We start from the raw sequence: 16,059 nt of genomic DNA on the forward strand, positions 1-16,059 counted from the left end.
GAATACGATTAGAAAATGGTAGCGCGGACTTTGTAGTCCGCGAGTTCAATCGTTACCACCGATTCGCGGACTACAAAGTCCGCGCTACGCGACTACGCCGTGGGCAGGCGCACCAGCACCGTCGTCCCCTGGCCCAGCTGCGAAGCCAGCTCCAACGCCCCGCCGTGCTGCTCAATAATTTTGCGGGCTAGCGGCAAACCCACGCCGTGGCCCGCCACCGGCCGCGCATTGCCGGCCCGGAAAAACGGCTGAAACACCTGCGACATATCCGCTTCCGCAATGCCGATGCCTTGGTCCTCAATGCGCAGGCGCACGCCGCCGGGCTCATATTCGAGGTCGACAGCTACAGGCTTCGGTTCCGAATATTTCAGGGCGTTTTCGAGCAGGTTGATGAGGGCGCGGCTCAGCAGGGCGCGGTTGCCGGTGAGCTCCAGCTGCTCGGGCTCGGCGGGCAGGCGGCCGGTGTGCAGGTGCAGGCGCGGGCGCTGGGCCGGGTCGATGGCCGCGCAGGCTTCGGCCAGCAGCTCATCCACGCGAATGCGGGTGTCGTGCTCGGGCAGCGGGGTTTCGGCCTGGGCCAGCTCCAGCAGGTGGTTGAGTAGGGCGTTGAGCTGGGTGAGGTCGGTGAGCAGGGCGTGCAGGGCGGCGCGGTAGGCGGCGGGCTCCCGCTCGCGGGCCAGGGCCAGCTGGGCCTCGCCGATGCTGGCGGCCAGCGGCGTGCGCAGCTCGTGCGAGGCGTTGCGCACGAAGGCGCGCTGGCCGTCGAAGCTGCTTTCGAGGCGGTCGAGCAGGCGGTTGAAGGTGTGGGCGAGGCGCGACAGCTCGTCGCGCTCGCGGCCCGAGAGGTTTTCGGCCACGCGCCGGTGCAGGTCGTGGGCCGAGATGCTATCCATCTGGTCGTTGAGGGCCGCAATGGGGGCCAGCGCCCGGCCTGCAAACAGCCGCCCGGCCCCGTAAATCAGCAGCAGGCTCAGCACGAAAATCGTGACCAGAATGGTGGCCAGGTAGCGCAGACGAGCATTGCCGTACTGGTTTTCGGCCCCAGCCACCACCACGTACTGGCCCTGGTTGTCGCGGTAAAAAATGCCCACCGCCTCGCGCGGGCCGTCCTCAAAGTACTCTTCATGGCCTTCCTTGATGCGGGCCAGCACGTCGGGCGGCACCTCCAGCCGGGCATCCTCGCGCACGAAGCGCACCTCCCCCTTGGCATCGTAAAGCTGAATAATTTCCTCGGTGAGCGTGCGCTGGTAGCGCTTCTGAAACTCCTGAAACGCGGAGCTACGCAGTTCGTCCTTTTCCAGAAAGATGTAGGCCGCCACCTCGGCCCGGTCGCGCAGCCGCTGCCGGAATTCGCGCCGGCTATAATCGGCCTGCAGCAAAAACGCCGTGGTGAGCACCCCCAGCAGAATGAATGCCACCACGCCCACGAAGAGCCAAGTGAGGCGGTTGCGGATGGTCATGTGAAGGGTTGAGTTTTAAATGTTGAGGGTTGAGTGATTTTCTACTTTACATATTGGCGGAATTTGTTTTGAACTGGTTGAATAACTGGCTTGAGCAGCATATGCGTGTTCGGTTTGATTCACCCGGAAGGGAGAATCATTCAACCCTCAACATTCAACACTCAACCCTTCTTCATTCCTGCCGCAGCACGTAGCCCGCCCCCGTCACGGTATGGATGAGCTTGGTCGGAAAACCATGGTCCACTTTCTTGCGCAAGTAGCTCACGTACACGTCAATCACGTTGCTGCCCGCGTCGAACGACTCATCCCAGCCGTGCTCCGCGATTTCGCCCCGGCTTAGCACGCGGCCGGGGTGGCGCAGCAGCAATTCCAGCAGGTTGAACTCGCGGGTGGTAAGGCGCAGCGGCTGGCCGGCCCGCGTCACGGTGCGGCTGGCGGTGTCCATCAGCACATCGGCAAAAGCCAGACGCGGGCTATGGGCCTGCCCGCTGCCGCGCCGCGTGAGGGCCCCCACCCGCGCCACCAGCTCGGCAAAATCGAAGGGCTTGACCAGGTAATCATCGGCCCCATTACCGAAGCCCTGGAGCTTGTCGGTAGTGGTGCCCAGGGCCGTGAGCAGCAGCACCGGCACCCGTGCATCCTGCGCCCGAATGGCAGCCAGCACCTCCAGCCCGCTGCGATGGGGCAGAATCACGTCGAGAATAATCAGGTCGAACGGCTGGGCGAGGGCCAGCTCCTGGCCGCGCTCGCCGTCGGCGGCCACCGTCACGGTCAGCTGCTCTTCTTCCAAACCGCGCTTGATGAGGGCCGAAAGCCGGGGGTCGTCTTCAACCAGCAGAATGTTCATGGAGCGAAGGTAATCCCGCGCAAATACCGGCATGTAGGGGCGGGGCCTGCCCCCGCCCGTCCGTTGAACGGAATCGTTGCCATAGTGCAGGCGATAGGGCGGGGGCAGGCCCCGCCCCTACAACCCCACCGTCACTACCAGCCGCTCCTGCTCCTCCCGAAACTCAAGTTTTAAGCCCAGGCCGTGGGCCAGCCGCCCGGCAATCCAGAGGCCCAGGCCGGTGCCGGGAGCCAGCGGGTCGGCCTGGTACCAGGCGGTAGTGAGCTGGGCCAGATGCTCGCCCAGCGGGGCCGCCAGCTCGTTTTCAATGCTGATAACGGGGCCGTGGGCCGTGGCAGCGGCTTGCAGTCGCAGTGCTACGCCGGTGCCGGGCCTAGCATGCTTGCGGGCATTGTCGAGCAGGTTCAGCAGCAAGGTGGTGAGCTGGTCGGCATCGGTTGCGGCGGTGAGCGCGGCCGTAGGTGCATCATCGGGCAGCGCGATGGTGAGCGTGCGGCCCGCCGCCCGGAAGCGCGGCAGCTCCCGGTCGGCCAGCGCCAGCAGCAGCTCATCAAGCGCCACGGGGCGGCGGTTTACCGGCAACTCGGCCCCATTGCCCAAGCGGCCCACCAGCAGGAAATCATCCACGAGGCGGCCCAGGCGGGCCAGCTCGGCATCGTGGCCGGCCAGGGCGGCGCGGGTGGCGGGCGGCAGACTGGGGTCGCGCCCGCTCACGTCGAGGCCGGTTTGCAAAGTGGCCAGGGGCGTGCGCAGCTCGTGGGCGGCGGCGGCCAGAAAGTTGGCCTGGGCAGTGGCCTGGCCGCGCAGGCGGGCCAGCAGCTGGTTGAGGGTTTCGGCCAGCTCCTGCACTTCGTCGCCGGTATTGGGCACGGGCAGGGGCGCAATATCGGTGGCCTGCTGAATACGGCGCGCCTGCGCCGCCATGCGCCGCAACGGCCGCAGCACCACGCCCGCCACCAGCAGCGCCAGCGCACCGGCCAGCGCTGCGCTGCCCAGCAGGCCCAGCGCCAGCGTGCGGCGCACCCGGGCCAGGGCTTTTTCGAGGGGCGCGGCGGGGTGGGCCAGCCACAGCGTGAGGCGGCCGGTGGGTTCGGCGTAGTCGGCGCCCGGGCCGGGCGGCGCGGCCAGCCGGGCCACGGCCACCACGCGCCCGTGCTTCAGCTTGTGGCCGGGATTCCCGGGCCGGGGCAGCCCGGCGGTGTCGCCGGCCGGCCACCGGGCCGAGCGAAACAGCTCGCGGACCGGCTGGCCGGGCTCCTCAAATACCAGGCGCATGGTTTCGCCGGTTTGGTCGGGTAGGAGCAGGGTGGGCTCGGGGTCGAGGCTGACGCGGGCCAGCAGCTGGCTAGCCCGCAGGCGCAGGCGGTCGTCGTCGGCGCGGGCCAGCAGGCGGCCCAGGCTGCGGTACTGGTAGCCGCCCGCCGCCAGCGTGGCCAGCCCAAACACCAGCCCGAACACCAGCAGCAACTGCCCGCGCAGGCCCAGGCGGAAACGGCGGGTTTTGGGGGTGGGGGAGGAGGGCATGGGGTTTGAGTTTGAATTAGGGGTACGCTTGTCATCCTGAGCATAGCGAAGGACCTTATCACGTTCGCACCGATAGAATTACTGCAGGCCGTTCAATCTTGATAAGGTCCTTCGCTCCGCTCAGGATGACAGGCTTCAACCATTACAATCACCCAGCCGCCCCGGGCTCCCGTAGCCTATATCCCTGCCCAACTACCGTTTCCAGCAGGGCTGGCGCGGGCGCAAAATCCCGGTCCAGCTTGCGGCGCAGCTGTGAGATGTGTACTTCAATCACGTTCGAGCCCATGTCGTAGTCCACGTCCCACACTTTTTCGGCGAGTCGGGTTTTGCTCACCACGCGGCCGGCATTGCGCAGCAGCAACTCCATAATGGCAAATTCGCGGTTGGTGAGATTCAGCGTTTTGCCGGCGCGCGTCACCACGCGGCCCAGCGGGTCGAGCACGAGGTCGGCCAGACGCAGGGCTTCGGCCCCGGCCGGGCCGGCGGTTTTGCGGCCGATGATGTGCAGGCGGGCCAGCAGCTCATCAAAGGCAAAGGGCTTGCGCAGGTAGTCCACGGCCCCGGCCTCCAAGCCCTTCACTACATGCTGGGTATCGGTGAGGGCGCTAAGGATGAGTACGGGCGTCTGAATGCCGAACTCGCGCAGGTTGCGCAGCACGTCGAGGCCGCTCTGGCCGGGCAACATCAGGTCGAGCAGCACGGCATCGTAGGGCGTGGTGGCGGCCTGCTCTAGGCCCTCGGGGCCGGTGGCGGCCACATCGGCCACGTGCCCGGCCTGGGTGAGGCCCTGCTGAATGAAGCCCGCCAGCCGGGCCTCGTCTTCGACGATGAGAATGCGCATGAAGAGGGATAATGGGAAGCGGAAAAAGCGAATAGAAATAACGTCATGCTGAGCTTGTCGAAGCATCTCTACCGCAGCAGTAAATGAATTACTCTTCGCAGTAAAGATGCTTCGCTACACTCTGCATGACGTTCTCATTGTCAGCATGACGTTCAGGCGCTAGCCTTGGTTATGGTTGACCCTACCGCACCAGGTACTTCACGCCGCCCAGCGCCAGCGTCTGGGCGTGCACCACGCGGGGAGTAGTGGTGCCGGCCACGCGGGCCTCGCCGGGCTGGGCGGTGCGCAGGTTGCCGGTGGCTTCCAGCGTGGTGCCCACGGCCAGCTTGTCGCCGAGCTGCTCCAGGGCGTGGGGCGGCAGCTGCACCACGGTCTGGTCGCTCAGCACCACGCCGCGGATGCGGCCTTTGGGGTCGCGCCGCAGTTCCTTGATGCTGCCTTTGGCGGTGGCGGTTTCCGGCGTGGGCGGGGTGGTGGGGCGCACGGGCGGCACGTCGTTCACGGTCTGGCTGCCGCTGCTGAGGCTCACGAAGCGGAAGTGGCTGCGGCCGTCGGGGCCGGTGTGGCGCACGCCGCTCACCGTCACGGTGCTGCCGGCTTTGGCGGCGGCTTGCAGCTGCTGACCCAGGTGGCGCGGGAAGCGTACGGTGTCGGCCGCGCCGGTTTCGGGCTTCAGGATAAAGGCATCGTACACCTGGTCGTCGTTGTTGGCCACGTAGCTGCTCAGCGTGCCGCGCACATCGGTGATGGTTTGCAGGCCGCCGTGCTCGCCGCGCCGGCCGGGGCCGTCCTTACCGGGGCCGTGCTCGCCTTTGGGGCCGTGCTCACCACGCGGGCCGCGGGGCGGGCGGGGGCCGTCGGGGCCTTCGCCCTCGGCGGGCGGCGGGGGCGGGGTGGCCAGGTTGCCAGCGGTGGCTTTGGCCGATTTCGAGGTTTTGGTTTTGATTTTGGTTACGGTCTGGGCATCAGCCTGAATGGTGCCGGCCAGCAGCGCGGCGGCCAGCAGGGCCACCGAATAAAAGGGCTTGTTCATGGGATTATCGAAAAATGGGAGGATGAAAAATTGAGTGGTCAGCGTCGGCGAGCTCCGGTTGCTCTTCCGACGATACAAAATTTCCATCGCGCCCTGAAGCCAGCCTGAAGGTCACATTAATTTTTCTTCAGGTGGATAATCAGCGGCTCTTTCGGCCCAAAAACCGGTTAGCAATTTCCCGTTAATATATTTATACCCGTTCGCACACAGTTGTTTACCCGCGCACTGCCGCGCTCCTGCAAGCCCATTCCTTCACTCCACAAGCCCATGAAACACTTCTGCACGCTGTTTTTCCTGCTTACGACCGGCTGGTGGTGCACCGCTGCCCAAGCCCAGAACTACCGCCCGTTTCGCTTCGGCCTCAGCTACCAGCTCAGCGCCCAGGCCACACCCGGCGATACCACGCACCTGCTACGCCTGGCCGGCCGGCAGGTGCAGGGGGGCGACTCCGTGTTTTTGTTCGATAAACGCACCAGCCAAGGGCGCGTGCTGCCGCAGCAGGACGATTGCGGCCATTACATAGAGCGCAACGACAACCTGTTTGGAATGTCGTTGCGGCTGCGGCCCGGGGCCGAGTACGTGCTTGCAGCCGCCAATGGCCGCACCTTCACGCTACGCCCGCGCGCTTTGCCGGGGCAGGTGTGGGCGGCAACTACGGCGGGCCTCACCGCGCAGGTTACGGCCCGGACGTTGGGCAGCGTGCTGGGCCAGCCTGACTCATTGGTGGTCATCACCTTGTCCGACGGAGCGGCCATCACGCTCAGCCGGCGTTTTGGCTGGGTGAGCGGCCCCGCGCTGGGGCACTACCTCAATGCCCGCCTGCCCGGGGCGGCGCTCACCCTCACGGCGCTGCCCGAGCTGAACCTGGGCACCAAGCAGCTGGATGCTTTCGCCGTTTACGATTTTCAACCTGGCGACGTGTTCTTGCGCAAAGCATATGCGCGTGGCGGCAGTCAGCCGTGCGTCAATATCTGGACGCGCGACAGCGTGCTCAGCCGTGCCCCCGGCCGCACCGCCGATACCCTCGTGTACCGCATTCGCAGCCAGTCCTTCACCCAGGCTTGCAACCGAAGCAGCCAAAGCCTGGCGGCGGCTCAGGTCCGGGTGGTCCGCATCACCCGCACGACCGATAACCTCGACCAACCCACCGGGTTTGCGCAGTACCCACCCGGGTACGCCCAGTATCCGCCGGGCGGCGCACCCGCTAGGCTGGTGCACTTACCCGCCGCCCGCACCCCCGACTACAACCGGCGACTCGTCCGGAACCAGGCTTCTTACTTGGCATGCACTATCGGCGACAGTTCGATGCTGCGCAGCGGACTCAACATTGATGCGAGCTATGCCGCCTCGGTGGCTGCCGGGCTGGGCCAGACGTGGGTGGAATTCAATAGTTTTTCGTCGACGACTACCACGCTCATTGGCTACCGCAAAGGCTCCGAAACCTGGGGCCAGCTCACCACTTTCGCCCAGCTGCTGCCCGTGCGCGATAGCCGCCCGGCCAGCACCACGGCCGCGCTGCCAAATCCATTCGGCGCCGAAATCCAGGTGGCTTTCACCCTGGCCGGCCCGCAGCCGGTGGGCCTGACGCTGTACGATGCCCTGGGCCGCCAGGTGCAGCGCCTAGCGGCCGTGCCGCAGGCAGCGGGCGCGCGGCATCTTAACATGTCCACGGCCGGCCTGCCCGTGGGGGTGTACACGCTGCACCTGCACTTTGCCGGCGAAGGCCGCATCGAAGTGCTGCGGGTGCTGAAAACGGAGTGAAATCGTCCGCTTACCACTTTTTGAAGATGACATACACCGCCGCCACCAGCAGCGCGAAGCCCACCACGTGGTTCCAGCCCAGCTTGTCGGTTTTGAACACGAACACCGCGCACAGCGTGAACACTGTGAGCGTAATCACTTCTTGAATGACCTTGAGCTGGAACAGGCTGAACGGCCCGCCGTTCTCCTCGAACCCCAGCCGGTTGGCCGGCACCTGAAACACGTACTCGAACAAGGCCAGCCCCCAACTCACCATGATGACGCCGAACAGGCCCATTTTCGCAAACCAAGCCATTTTTTTGAACAAGTGCAGGTGCCCGTACCAGGCAAACGTCATGAACAGGTTGGAGATGGTGAGGAGCAGCAGGGAATAAACACCTTTCATGTGGTGGGTTGGTGGGTTGATGAATTTCTGAACGTCATGCTGAGCGCAGCCGAAGCATCTCTACTGTTGAAGTAATCCAATCGTTGCCACAAAGGCGGGAGAGATGCTTCAGCTGCGCTCAGCATGACGTTCTTTTGTCCTACCAATCCGCCACCGCACCAATCCACCTCATGCCCACCCTCGACCCCGGCATCGGCGAAAAATTCTCGCGCCGCACCCGCCGGGCCATCAACCACGACGGCTCCTTCAACGTGCGGCGGCGCGGCGGCCCGCACCGCCACGACCCGTACCAGTGGCTTATCCAAATGGATTGGTGGCCGTTTATCGGGCTCGTCGTGGTGTTTTTTACGGTGCTGAATGTGGCTTTTGCGCTCGCCTTCATGGCGCTGGGCCTGGAGGACCTGCCCGGCGTGGCCGCTCCGCACGACGGCGTGCAGGACTTCCTGAGCGCGCTGTTCTTTTCCATCCAGACTTTCACATCCGTGGGCTACGGGCACGTGTACCCGGGCACCAACGCCACCGGTTTCCTCAGCAGCGTGGAGGCGCTGGTGGGCGTGCTCACCTTCGCGCTGGCCACGGGCTTGCTGTATGGGCGGTTTTCGCGGCCCACGGCGCGCATCCATTTCAGCCGCACGGCCATCATCAGCCGCCGCGCCGATGGCACACCCTGCCTGCAGTTCCGCATTGCCAACCAGCGCAACAACATCCTCATCGACCTGCAGGCCCGCGTGCTGCTCAAAACCACCAATCCCGCCACCAACGACCAGACCTACGCCCTGCTGCCACTCGAACGCGACACCATCAGCTTCTTCCCGCTAACCTGGACGCTGGTGCACGACATCACCCCCGAAAGCCCGCTCTTTGATTTACTACCAGCCGATTACGAGCGCCTCGATGTCGAAATCATTATCCAGCTGAAAGCCTACGACGACACCTTTGCGCAGGACGTGCACGCCCGCAACTCCTACACCCACGACGAAATCCAGTGGCACCGCCGCTTCCTCCGCGCCTACGAAGTGGACGACGACGGCATCGCCGTAGTCGATTTGGACATGGTGCACCAGACGGAGGCGTTGCCGTGAATGAGTAAAATGGTAAATGAGTAAATGGGTAAGACAAACCGCTTTACTCACTTACTCACTTACTCACTTACTCATTTGCCATTTTACTCATCGTGCCCCGGGGCTGTGCCCGACACCGGCGCGGCGGCCGTTTCTTTAGCTTCGCGCTCCAGGCGCTGCTGCTCGGCTTCGGAGGGCTGGTATTGCAGTTGGCGCAGGTCGGGCGAGCCGCCATCGACCCAGCAGGTGTACCAGAAGTCGCCAATCAGGCCCGAGGCGTAGCGTAGCTGGCGTTCCACCTGCCCGTTCAGGCGGGCGTGGTAGGCTTTGCTGAACTCGCGCGAGTAGGTCCGAATGGTTTGGCTGCCGCGCTGCTCGTAGCCGAATTTCTGGTCGTCGCCTACCTCGGCCGTGAGCTGCTTCTCGAAGCGCAGCACCGAATCGACGGCCGCATGCGAGCGAATTACGGCGGCCCAGATGGCATCGGTGGCGTTGGGCAAGTACGTGGCCTTACCCGAAAACAGGTCGTAGTCGGCGCTTAGCAGTTCGGGCAGGCGCGATTCCCACAGCCCGTGAATGCCGCGCTGGCCCGTGAGCTGGCCGTTGTAGTTGCGGGTGGTGTGCAGCGGCACGCAGGCATCGGCAATGTAGTGGCCCATGTCGGCCGAGAGGCGCAGAATCCGGTCGGTATCTTTGGCCTTGAAGGCGGCGGTGAGCTGGTTTTTCATGCTCACCACGTTCCAGGGCACAATGCCGTGGCGCAGCAGCGAGTCCTCGCCGTAGCGGGCCACGGCGTCGGCGTACTTGCGGGGCAGCTTAAACTCGGCACTGTCGCCGTAGCGGTCCACGTCGAGAAAGTGCTTGGGGGCCTCGCCCGGCACCAGCAGGCGGCGCGAGTCGGGCCGGGTGGCGTTCACTGTCAGGTAGTCGATGTTGGCCTTGTAGAAACCAATCATGCCCGGCGGTAACGTGTACACGGCCAGCCGGTTCAGCAGGCGGTGCCCGAAAAAGCCCCAGGCCTGCGCCCGCAGGGCCACTAAGAGCAGGGGCATAAATAGCAGCAGGAATCCGTATTTTTTCACGGCTAACAAGGTACGATTCCGGCGTTATATTTCAATTTTCTGTCATCCTGAGCAGCGCGAAGGACCTTATCACGCCCAAACAAACTCGTTCAGACGTGATAAGGTCCTTCGCGCTGCTCAGGATAACAGAAAAATAACTCTTACCGCCGTCGGCCTTCGCCCGCGAACTTCATGCGGTACTCGTGGTTCACGTCGCCCTTGCTGATGCGAGCCAGCTTGCCCTTCAGCAGCTGCTTCTTGAAACCGGAGAGCTTGTCGGTGAACAGAATGCCCTCCAGGTGGTCGTACTCGTGCTGAATCACGCGGGCGGCCATGCCCGAGAAAGCCTCCTCGTGCACCTGGCGGTTTTCGTCCTCGTAGCGCAGCACGATGTCGGCGCAGCGCGTCACCATCTCGCGAATGCCGGGAATGCTCAGGCAGCCTTCCTGAAACGCCCACTGCTCGCCGGTTTCGCTCACCATCTGCGGGTTGATGAACGCGCGCTTGATGCCGGCCTCGGGCACTTCGCCCTCTTCCAACTCAGCCAGGTCCTCCTCGTCGAGCTCCACCATCGGGCCCGAGTCCATCACGAACAGGCGCACGGCCTTGCCAATCTGCGGCGCGGCCAGCCCCACGCCGTGGGCCGAATACATGGTTTCGTACATGTCGGCAATCAGCTGCTTTAGCTCGGCGGCGGGCATGTCGGCGGCTATGTTCTTGGCTTTGGTCTTGAGGACGGGGTCGCCGATGGCAACAATGGGGTAAATCATGGCAATGGGTAATAAAACGGAACGTCATGCTGAGCTTGTCGAAGCATCTCTACTGCACAACTAATTCATTCAAGTTGGTTTACTACTGCGGTAGAGATGCTTCGACAAGCTCAGCATGACGTCCCAATAGTGACAAAAATTAAATTTCCCGCATCAGCGGCGATTCGAGAAAGGATTGCAGGATAATGGCGGCACTGATGCGGTCGACGGTGGCTTTGTCGCGGCGGGCCTTCTGGCCGAGGCCGCCGGCCAGCATGGTGGCGTGGGCCATGCGCGAGGTAAACCGCTCATCAAGCTCGTGAATGGGCAGTTCGGGTAGCTCGCGGCGCAGCGTGCGCAGCAGGCCCACCACGGCGCTGGTCACGTCGGTGGGCTCGTTGAGCAGCGTGCGGGGCATGCCCACCACAATGGCCCGCAGCGGTTCGCGCAGGTGGTAGGCCTTCACGTAGGCCAGCAGGTCTTTGCTATGGATGGTTTCGAGCGGCGAGGCAATCATGCCCAGCGGGTCGGTCACGGCGAGGCCCACGCGCTTGTTGCCGTAGTCGATGGCGAGGATGCGGGGCATGGGCCGAAGAAGAACTGAAGTGAAATGCAGGGCCGACAACCGCCGGCGGCTGCAAAGATACGGCCGGTGGCAGGCAGTCAATCCGGCCGATGGCGGCATCCGTAGCTACCCGGCTTCGGGCTCGGGGCGAAAAACCCGAAGTCCAACGCGTTTTTCGCATTGCTGAGCGAAACAAAGTTATTCTTTTCTGAATAAAGTGATATATTGCTGCCGCTTAGGCCAGGCACCGACGGCTTGCGCCTGATTGTAATATGCCAGTACAATAGGCGCCTATTTGCCTTTTGAATGTAACCAATTGTATTGATTCAGGAAATTCAGAAATGGCTACCTATTGACGCTTGCAACTGGGAAAATTTCTATAATTTTGAAGTCTATCCAATCCTATCCTATTTGTCGATAACGCTACGCTAATTCACTATGCCCCTTTCTACGCCTGCTAATCAGGAGCTTGGCCGGCCGGCTGCCCCCCGGCGGCGCGGCTGGTTGCGGCAGAGTGTGCTGTTGCTGCTGGCCATGGGCTGCGGCGTGCTGGTGGCCAACAATCCGTTCCGGCCTTCTTCCGAAAACCCCGACGCTACGGCGCGCGGCTACCTGCGCTTCAAGGAGATTCTCAGCTACGTGGACCGCGACTACGCCGACACGGTGGACACCGAGGGGCTGGCCGATTACGCCGTGATGCAGATGCTGGAAAAGCTCGACCCGCACTCGGTGTACATCCCGGCCCGCGACCGCGACCGCACCGACTCCTTTCTGCAAAGCGACTTCGACGGCGTAGGCATCGAATTCAACCTTTTCCGGGATACCATGACGGTGGTAGCCCCGCTCAGCGGCGGGCCCGCCGAGCAGGCCGGCGTGCAGCCCGGCGACCAGGTGCTCAGCATTGGCGGCAAGCGGGTATCGGGGGCGCGCCTCACCACGGCGCAGCTTTCGCAGCTGCTGCGCGGGCCCCGGGGCAGCAGCGTGGCACTGGTGCTGCATCGTCGCCAATTGCCGCGGCCCCTCAGCGTGAGCATTGCCCGCAGCCGCATTCCCAACAGTTCCATCGACGCGGCGTATCTGGTCGACCCGCAAACCGGCTACATCAAAGTAAGCCGCTTTGCCTCGGGCACTTACGACGAGTTCAAGACTGCGCTGGCCGATTTGCGCCGACAAGGCCTCACGCGCCTCGTGCTCGACCTGCGCGGCAACCCCGGCGGCTACCTCGACCGCGCCACCCGCCTGGCCGATGAGTTCATTGCCGGCTCGCGCAAAATCGTGTACACCGACGGCAAGGGCGACCAGTACGACTCCCAAACCTACGCCCGCGTGGCCGGCGAGTTTGAAGAAGGCCCACTGGTGGTGCTTGTGGACGAAGGCAGCGCCAGCGCCGCCGAAGTGGTGGCCGGCGCGCTGCAGGACCACGACCGCGCCATTATTGTGGGCCGCCGCACCTTCGGCAAGGGCCTCGTGCAGCAGCCCATTTCGCTTAGCGACGGCGGCGAGCTGCGCCTCACCATTGCCCGCTACTACACGCCGGTGGGCCGCTCCATTCAGAAACCTTACGGTGCCAACTACGCCGAATACAGCGCCGACGTGGCCAAGCGCGCCGCTCACGGCGAGCTGCAATCGGCCGACAGCATCCACTTCGCCAAGGAGCTGCGCTTCCGCACCGACCACGGCCGCACGGTGTACGGCGGCGGCGGCATCATGCCCGACATTTTTGTGCCGCGCGATTCGCTGGCCCACTCGGCCTACTACACTGCTCTGATGGCCCACGGCGTGCCCCGCGCCTTCGCCCTGAACTTCTACCAAACCCACAAGGAAGAACTGGAGGCTCTGCGCTTCGAGCAATTCAATGCCACTTTCCGCATCAGCGACGCGCAATTGGCCAGCCTCGCCGCCCAGGCCGCCCAGGACGGCGTGGTGGCTGACCCCGGGGCCGTGCGCCGCTGTGCCGGCCTGCTCCGCAACCAGATGAAGGCCTACATTGCCCGCAGCGCCTACGGCCTGGTGCCCTACTACACCGTGCTGCGCGAGCACGACCTGGAGCTGCAGCGCGCCCTGCACGCCGTGGGCGACAGCACCGCACAGCTGGCGCTGCTGGGCAAGTAGCATAAGGTGCAATTTTGGCTAGAGTGCACAAGCTATAGCCACTGCAGGCTTCCCCCGAAGCGCTACCTTTGCTGAGTAGCCTGATTACGTAGGTTTCTGGTTTGTGAAACGCAATATCTTCATCATCAGCCTGGTGCTTTCCGTCGGGGCGATAGTGCTGGGCTGCAAAAAAGAAGTGGCTGCTCCCGCGCCGGTAGTGCGTGAAATGCGGCTCAAAATCAACGGCCGGCCCTATACCTGGCCGTGTCGGGCGGGCATCCGTGACGTGTTCGGTAGCTTCATCACAATGGAGGGCGGAGAACCGCAGGGAGGCGATGGCATCAGCATCACCTACGAAGAACAGCCGTCCTATCCGTCGCCTAAGCCATACAAGCCGGTGCGGGCTACGCTTGTCTTAAACGGCGTTACGTATCGCATCACGGGCATCGGCACCTCTACCAGTCACGTAAATTACCTGCTTGGCACCTACAGTGAAGACGAGGCGGCCAATAAGATTGTGGGAACATTTGAAGGCGAAGAAAACCAGCTTGGTATTCGCCTTGAGGAAGGCCGCTTTACCACGGTTATTCACTAAAAGCGGTGCGCCGCGGCCCCGAAGGCACGCAGCCGAGAAAGGAGGTGCCCACCCGGCGATGGGGCAGGGGCGATAAGAATGGATTTGGCAACAGCTTGTACCTTCACGGTCCCATCCCACCCCCACGATTATGGCTTATTACCACCGCCTCGGCCAGATTCCGCGCAAGCGCCACACCCAGTTTCGCCAGCCCGACGGCTCCCTGTATTCGGAGCAGCTGGTGGGCACGCAGGGTTTCCACGGCGTGTCGTCGCTGCTCTACCACGTGCACCCGCCCACCCAGATTAAGCACGTGGGCACGCCCAAACCCTATGCCCCCAAGCTGCTGAAGGACCGCCCGCTGCAGCCCGAGCACCTGCGCACCCTCGCCCAGACCAGCACCGGCGGCGACTACCTGGCCGCCCGCCAAACGCTGCTTGGCAACGCCGACGTGACGATGAGCATCTGCAACCCCACGGACAAGCGGATGGACTACTACTACAAAAACGCCCAGGCCGACGAGGTGATTTTCGTGCACGAAGGCAGCGGCGAACTCTGGAGCCAACTAGGCAAAGTCGTGTTCGAGGCCGGCGACTACGTGGTGGTGCCGCGCACGGTCATCCACCAGTTCCATTTCAACGAAGGCCCGGTGCGGCTGATGATTGTGGAGTCGTTCAGCCCCGTGGAAACGGTGCGGCGCTACCGCAACCACTTCGGCCAGCTGCTGGAACACTCGCCCTATTGCGAGCGCGACATCCGCCCGCCGAGCGAGCTGATTCTGGAGGATAAACCCGAAGGCGACTACGTGGTGCATGTCAAAAAGGAAGGCCTGCTGCACGAACTGACCTACGCCCACTGCCCCTTTGATGTGGTGGGTTGGGACGGGTATTTCTACCCCTACGCCTTCAGCATCCACGATTTCGAGCCCATCACCGGCCGCCTGCACCAGCCGCCGCCCGTGCATCAGACGTTCGAGGGGCACAACTACGTCATCTGCTCGTTTGTGCCGCGGCTGTTCGACTACCACCCGCTCAGCATTCCGGCCCCCTACAACCACGCCAACGTCGATTCCGACGAAGTGCTGTACTACGTGGCCGGCAATTTCATGTCGCGCAAGGGCGTCGATTTGGCCTCCTTCACCTGGCACCCCACCGGGCTGCCGCACGGCCCGCACCCCGGCACCGTGGAGGCCAGCATCGGCAAAAAGGAAACCCACGAGCTGGCCGTGATGGTGGACACTTTCCGTCCGCTCTACCTCACCGAGGCCGCGCTGCCCTACGTCGACGGCCGCTACCCCATGAGTTGGAACCCCGGCTTCGTGCCCGACCCGCCCAAGTCGGCCGATATGATGGATTAGGAGGCGCGCGAACTTTTAGTTTGCATCCCGCCCCCTTGTTCGGGCCGTAGTGAAGCTGCTTTACGAGGTTTGTGTGTAATTTTAGAAAGTGTCTTAGCCACTGCTCGCGAACTTTTTAGCGGCCGGGCTGCGTATATCGAAACTCATTCACCATTCCGACTATCTATGAAGAAGCTGTTATTTCTTGCTCCGGCTCTGCTGCTGCTAACGGTGGTTGGCTGCAAAAAAAACGTGCTCGACGAGCTGCTGACCTTTACAGTGGATGTATCGCAGAATTCGCGTATCCCACCGCCCAGCATCTTCTACACGGGCCTGCCCAAGCCGGTTTCCGTTATCACGAACTCGGAAGCCTCGTTTCGTAACAACAAGACCACCCGCGACAAGGTCAAAAACGTGCTACTCGACCAGATGCAGCTGACGCTAGTGAGTCCGGCCACGCTCAACTTCGACTTTCTGGATACGCTACGCGTGTACATCAACACGCCAAACGTAAAAAACCGCATTCAACTCGCTTATTTATATAACCCACCCAAAGGGGTGAAAACCCTGACCCTGGTGCCTACGACCGAACGGCTCGACGATTACCTGAAAGCCGATACCTACGAGCTGACGGTGTATAGCCGGCAGCGGCCCAATTACTTTATCCGGGATTCGCTCACCATTCGTTCCGATACTCGCTTCAAGGTAACGGCCAACTCGTTGTAGCTGCTGGCGCTAATACAACAAAAAGCCCTTTCTGCGTATCCAGAA

General features: G+C 63.2%; 15 protein-coding genes. 6 read left to right on the forward strand and 9 right to left on the reverse strand.

Features of this window, described 5'->3' with window-relative positions; translation table 11 throughout:
* Positions 1 to 92 precede the first annotated feature (92 nt).
* From MON38_RS14630 to MON38_RS14650, 5 genes are all read right to left on the reverse strand, one after another.
* On the reverse strand, positions 93 to 1,460 hold the full coding sequence (locus MON38_RS14630; RefSeq protein WP_241936926.1) for a sensor histidine kinase: 1,368 nt from the start codon (positions 1,458 to 1,460) through the stop codon (positions 93 to 95).
* A 172-nt stretch (positions 1,461 to 1,632) separates the two neighbouring features.
* On the reverse strand, positions 1,633 to 2,307 hold the full coding sequence (locus tag MON38_RS14635) for a response regulator transcription factor (protein WP_241936927.1): 675 nt from the start codon (positions 2,305 to 2,307) through the stop codon (positions 1,633 to 1,635).
* Between the two features lie 117 nt (positions 2,308 to 2,424).
* Positions 2,425 to 3,831, reverse strand: coding sequence for a HAMP domain-containing sensor histidine kinase (locus MON38_RS22720; RefSeq protein ID WP_277881513.1), 1,407 nt, complete (start codon positions 3,829 to 3,831; stop codon positions 2,425 to 2,427).
* Between the two features lie 148 nt (positions 3,832 to 3,979).
* Positions 3,980 to 4,672, reverse strand: coding sequence for a response regulator transcription factor (locus MON38_RS14645; RefSeq protein ID WP_241936928.1), 693 nt, complete (start codon positions 4,670 to 4,672; stop codon positions 3,980 to 3,982).
* A 181-nt stretch (positions 4,673 to 4,853) separates the two neighbouring features.
* Complete coding sequence (locus tag MON38_RS14650) at positions 4,854 to 5,705, reverse strand: hypothetical protein (RefSeq protein WP_241936929.1); 852 nt, start codon at positions 5,703 to 5,705, stop codon at positions 4,854 to 4,856.
* A gap of 267 nt (positions 5,706 to 5,972) precedes the next feature.
* On the opposite strand from MON38_RS14650, the gene MON38_RS14655 reads away from it, so the two are divergent.
* Positions 5,973 to 7,466, forward strand: a complete 1,494-nt coding sequence (locus MON38_RS14655) for a T9SS type A sorting domain-containing protein (protein ID WP_241936930.1) — start codon at positions 5,973 to 5,975, stop codon at positions 7,464 to 7,466.
* A gap of 10 nt (positions 7,467 to 7,476) precedes the next feature.
* Here the strand turns inward: MON38_RS14655 and MON38_RS14660 are convergent, their stop codons facing one another.
* Entirely contained in the window at positions 7,477 to 7,851 is a 375-nt protein-coding gene (locus MON38_RS14660) for a DMT family protein (RefSeq protein WP_241936931.1), read from the reverse strand.
* 170 nt (positions 7,852 to 8,021) lie between these two features.
* Between MON38_RS14660 and MON38_RS14665 the strand changes: the two genes are divergently transcribed.
* A complete protein-coding gene (locus tag MON38_RS14665; RefSeq protein WP_241936932.1) occupies positions 8,022 to 8,933 on the forward strand; it encodes an ion channel in 912 nt (303 codons plus the stop codon).
* An 83-nt stretch (positions 8,934 to 9,016) separates the two neighbouring features.
* On the opposite strand, the gene MON38_RS14670 is transcribed toward MON38_RS14665, so the two are convergent.
* The 3 genes from MON38_RS14670 to ruvX all read right to left on the reverse strand — a co-directional run bounded on the left by MON38_RS14670 (position 9,017) and on the right by ruvX (position 11,308).
* A complete protein-coding gene (locus MON38_RS14670) occupies positions 9,017 to 9,964 on the reverse strand; it encodes a zinc dependent phospholipase C family protein (protein ID WP_241936933.1) in 948 nt (315 codons plus the stop codon).
* Between the two features lie 170 nt (positions 9,965 to 10,134).
* Positions 10,135 to 10,743, reverse strand: a complete 609-nt coding sequence (def, locus tag MON38_RS14675) for a peptide deformylase (protein WP_241936934.1) — start codon at positions 10,741 to 10,743, stop codon at positions 10,135 to 10,137.
* Positions 10,744 to 10,882: 139 nt separating this feature from the next.
* Positions 10,883 to 11,308, reverse strand: a complete 426-nt coding sequence (gene ruvX, locus MON38_RS14680) for a Holliday junction resolvase RuvX (RefSeq protein WP_241936935.1) — start codon at positions 11,306 to 11,308, stop codon at positions 10,883 to 10,885.
* A gap of 417 nt (positions 11,309 to 11,725) precedes the next feature.
* Here ruvX and MON38_RS14685 point away from each other — a divergent pair, with 417 nt between their 5' ends.
* The 4 genes from MON38_RS14685 to MON38_RS14700 all read left to right on the forward strand — a co-directional run bounded on the left by MON38_RS14685 (position 11,726) and on the right by MON38_RS14700 (position 16,014).
* Positions 11,726 to 13,399 (forward strand): S41 family peptidase, encoded by a 1,674-nt coding sequence (locus MON38_RS14685; RefSeq protein WP_241936936.1) that lies wholly within the window; start codon positions 11,726 to 11,728, stop codon positions 13,397 to 13,399.
* 103 nt (positions 13,400 to 13,502) lie between these two features.
* Positions 13,503 to 13,973, forward strand: coding sequence for a hypothetical protein (locus MON38_RS14690; RefSeq protein ID WP_241936937.1), 471 nt, complete (start codon positions 13,503 to 13,505; stop codon positions 13,971 to 13,973).
* A 130-nt stretch (positions 13,974 to 14,103) separates the two neighbouring features.
* Complete coding sequence (locus MON38_RS14695) at positions 14,104 to 15,309, forward strand: homogentisate 1,2-dioxygenase (protein WP_241936938.1); 1,206 nt, start codon at positions 14,104 to 14,106, stop codon at positions 15,307 to 15,309.
* 165 nt (positions 15,310 to 15,474) lie between these two features.
* The gene (locus tag MON38_RS14700) at positions 15,475 to 16,014 is read left to right on the forward strand and encodes a hypothetical protein (protein ID WP_241936939.1); all 540 of its coding nucleotides are present in this window, start codon (positions 15,475 to 15,477) and stop codon (positions 16,012 to 16,014) included.
* The last annotated feature ends 45 nt before the right edge of the window (positions 16,015 to 16,059 follow it).

The organism is Hymenobacter cyanobacteriorum (assembly GCF_022631375.1).
GTDB classification, from domain to species: domain Bacteria; phylum Bacteroidota; class Bacteroidia; order Cytophagales; family Hymenobacteraceae; genus Hymenobacter; species Hymenobacter cyanobacteriorum.

Bases quoted from the DNA above. Each gene is read 5' to 3' on its own strand.
- MON38_RS14650 (WP_241936929.1), bottom strand. From the start codon at position 5,705: ATGAACAAGCCCTTTTATTCGGTGGCCCTGCTGGCCGCCGCGCTGCTG.
- MON38_RS22720 (WP_277881513.1), bottom strand. From the start codon at position 3,831: ATGCCCTCCTCCCCCACCCCCAAAACCCGCCGTTTCCGCCTGGGCCTG.
- MON38_RS14645 (WP_241936928.1), bottom strand. From the start codon at position 4,672: ATGCGCATTCTCATCGTCGAAGACGAGGCCCGGCTGGCGGGCTTCATT.
- MON38_RS14635 (WP_241936927.1), bottom strand. From the start codon at position 2,307: ATGAACATTCTGCTGGTTGAAGACGACCCCCGGCTTTCGGCCCTCATC.
- MON38_RS14655 (WP_241936930.1), top strand. From the start codon at position 5,973: ATGAAACACTTCTGCACGCTGTTTTTCCTGCTTACGACCGGCTGGTGG.
- MON38_RS14660 (WP_241936931.1), bottom strand. From the start codon at position 7,851: ATGAAAGGTGTTTATTCCCTGCTGCTCCTCACCATCTCCAACCTGTTC.
- MON38_RS14630 (WP_241936926.1), bottom strand. From the start codon at position 1,460: ATGACCATCCGCAACCGCCTCACTTGGCTCTTCGTGGGCGTGGTGGCA.
- MON38_RS14695 (WP_241936938.1), top strand. From the start codon at position 14,104: ATGGCTTATTACCACCGCCTCGGCCAGATTCCGCGCAAGCGCCACACC.
- MON38_RS14685 (WP_241936936.1), top strand. From the start codon at position 11,726: ATGCCCCTTTCTACGCCTGCTAATCAGGAGCTTGGCCGGCCGGCTGCC.
- MON38_RS14670 (WP_241936933.1), bottom strand. From the start codon at position 9,964: ATGCCCCTGCTCTTAGTGGCCCTGCGGGCGCAGGCCTGGGGCTTTTTC.
- ruvX (WP_241936935.1), bottom strand. From the start codon at position 11,308: ATGCCCCGCATCCTCGCCATCGACTACGGCAACAAGCGCGTGGGCCTC.
- MON38_RS14665 (WP_241936932.1), top strand. From the start codon at position 8,022: ATGCCCACCCTCGACCCCGGCATCGGCGAAAAATTCTCGCGCCGCACC.
- MON38_RS14700 (WP_241936939.1), top strand. From the start codon at position 15,475: ATGAAGAAGCTGTTATTTCTTGCTCCGGCTCTGCTGCTGCTAACGGTG.
- def (WP_241936934.1), bottom strand. From the start codon at position 10,743: ATGATTTACCCCATTGTTGCCATCGGCGACCCCGTCCTCAAGACCAAA.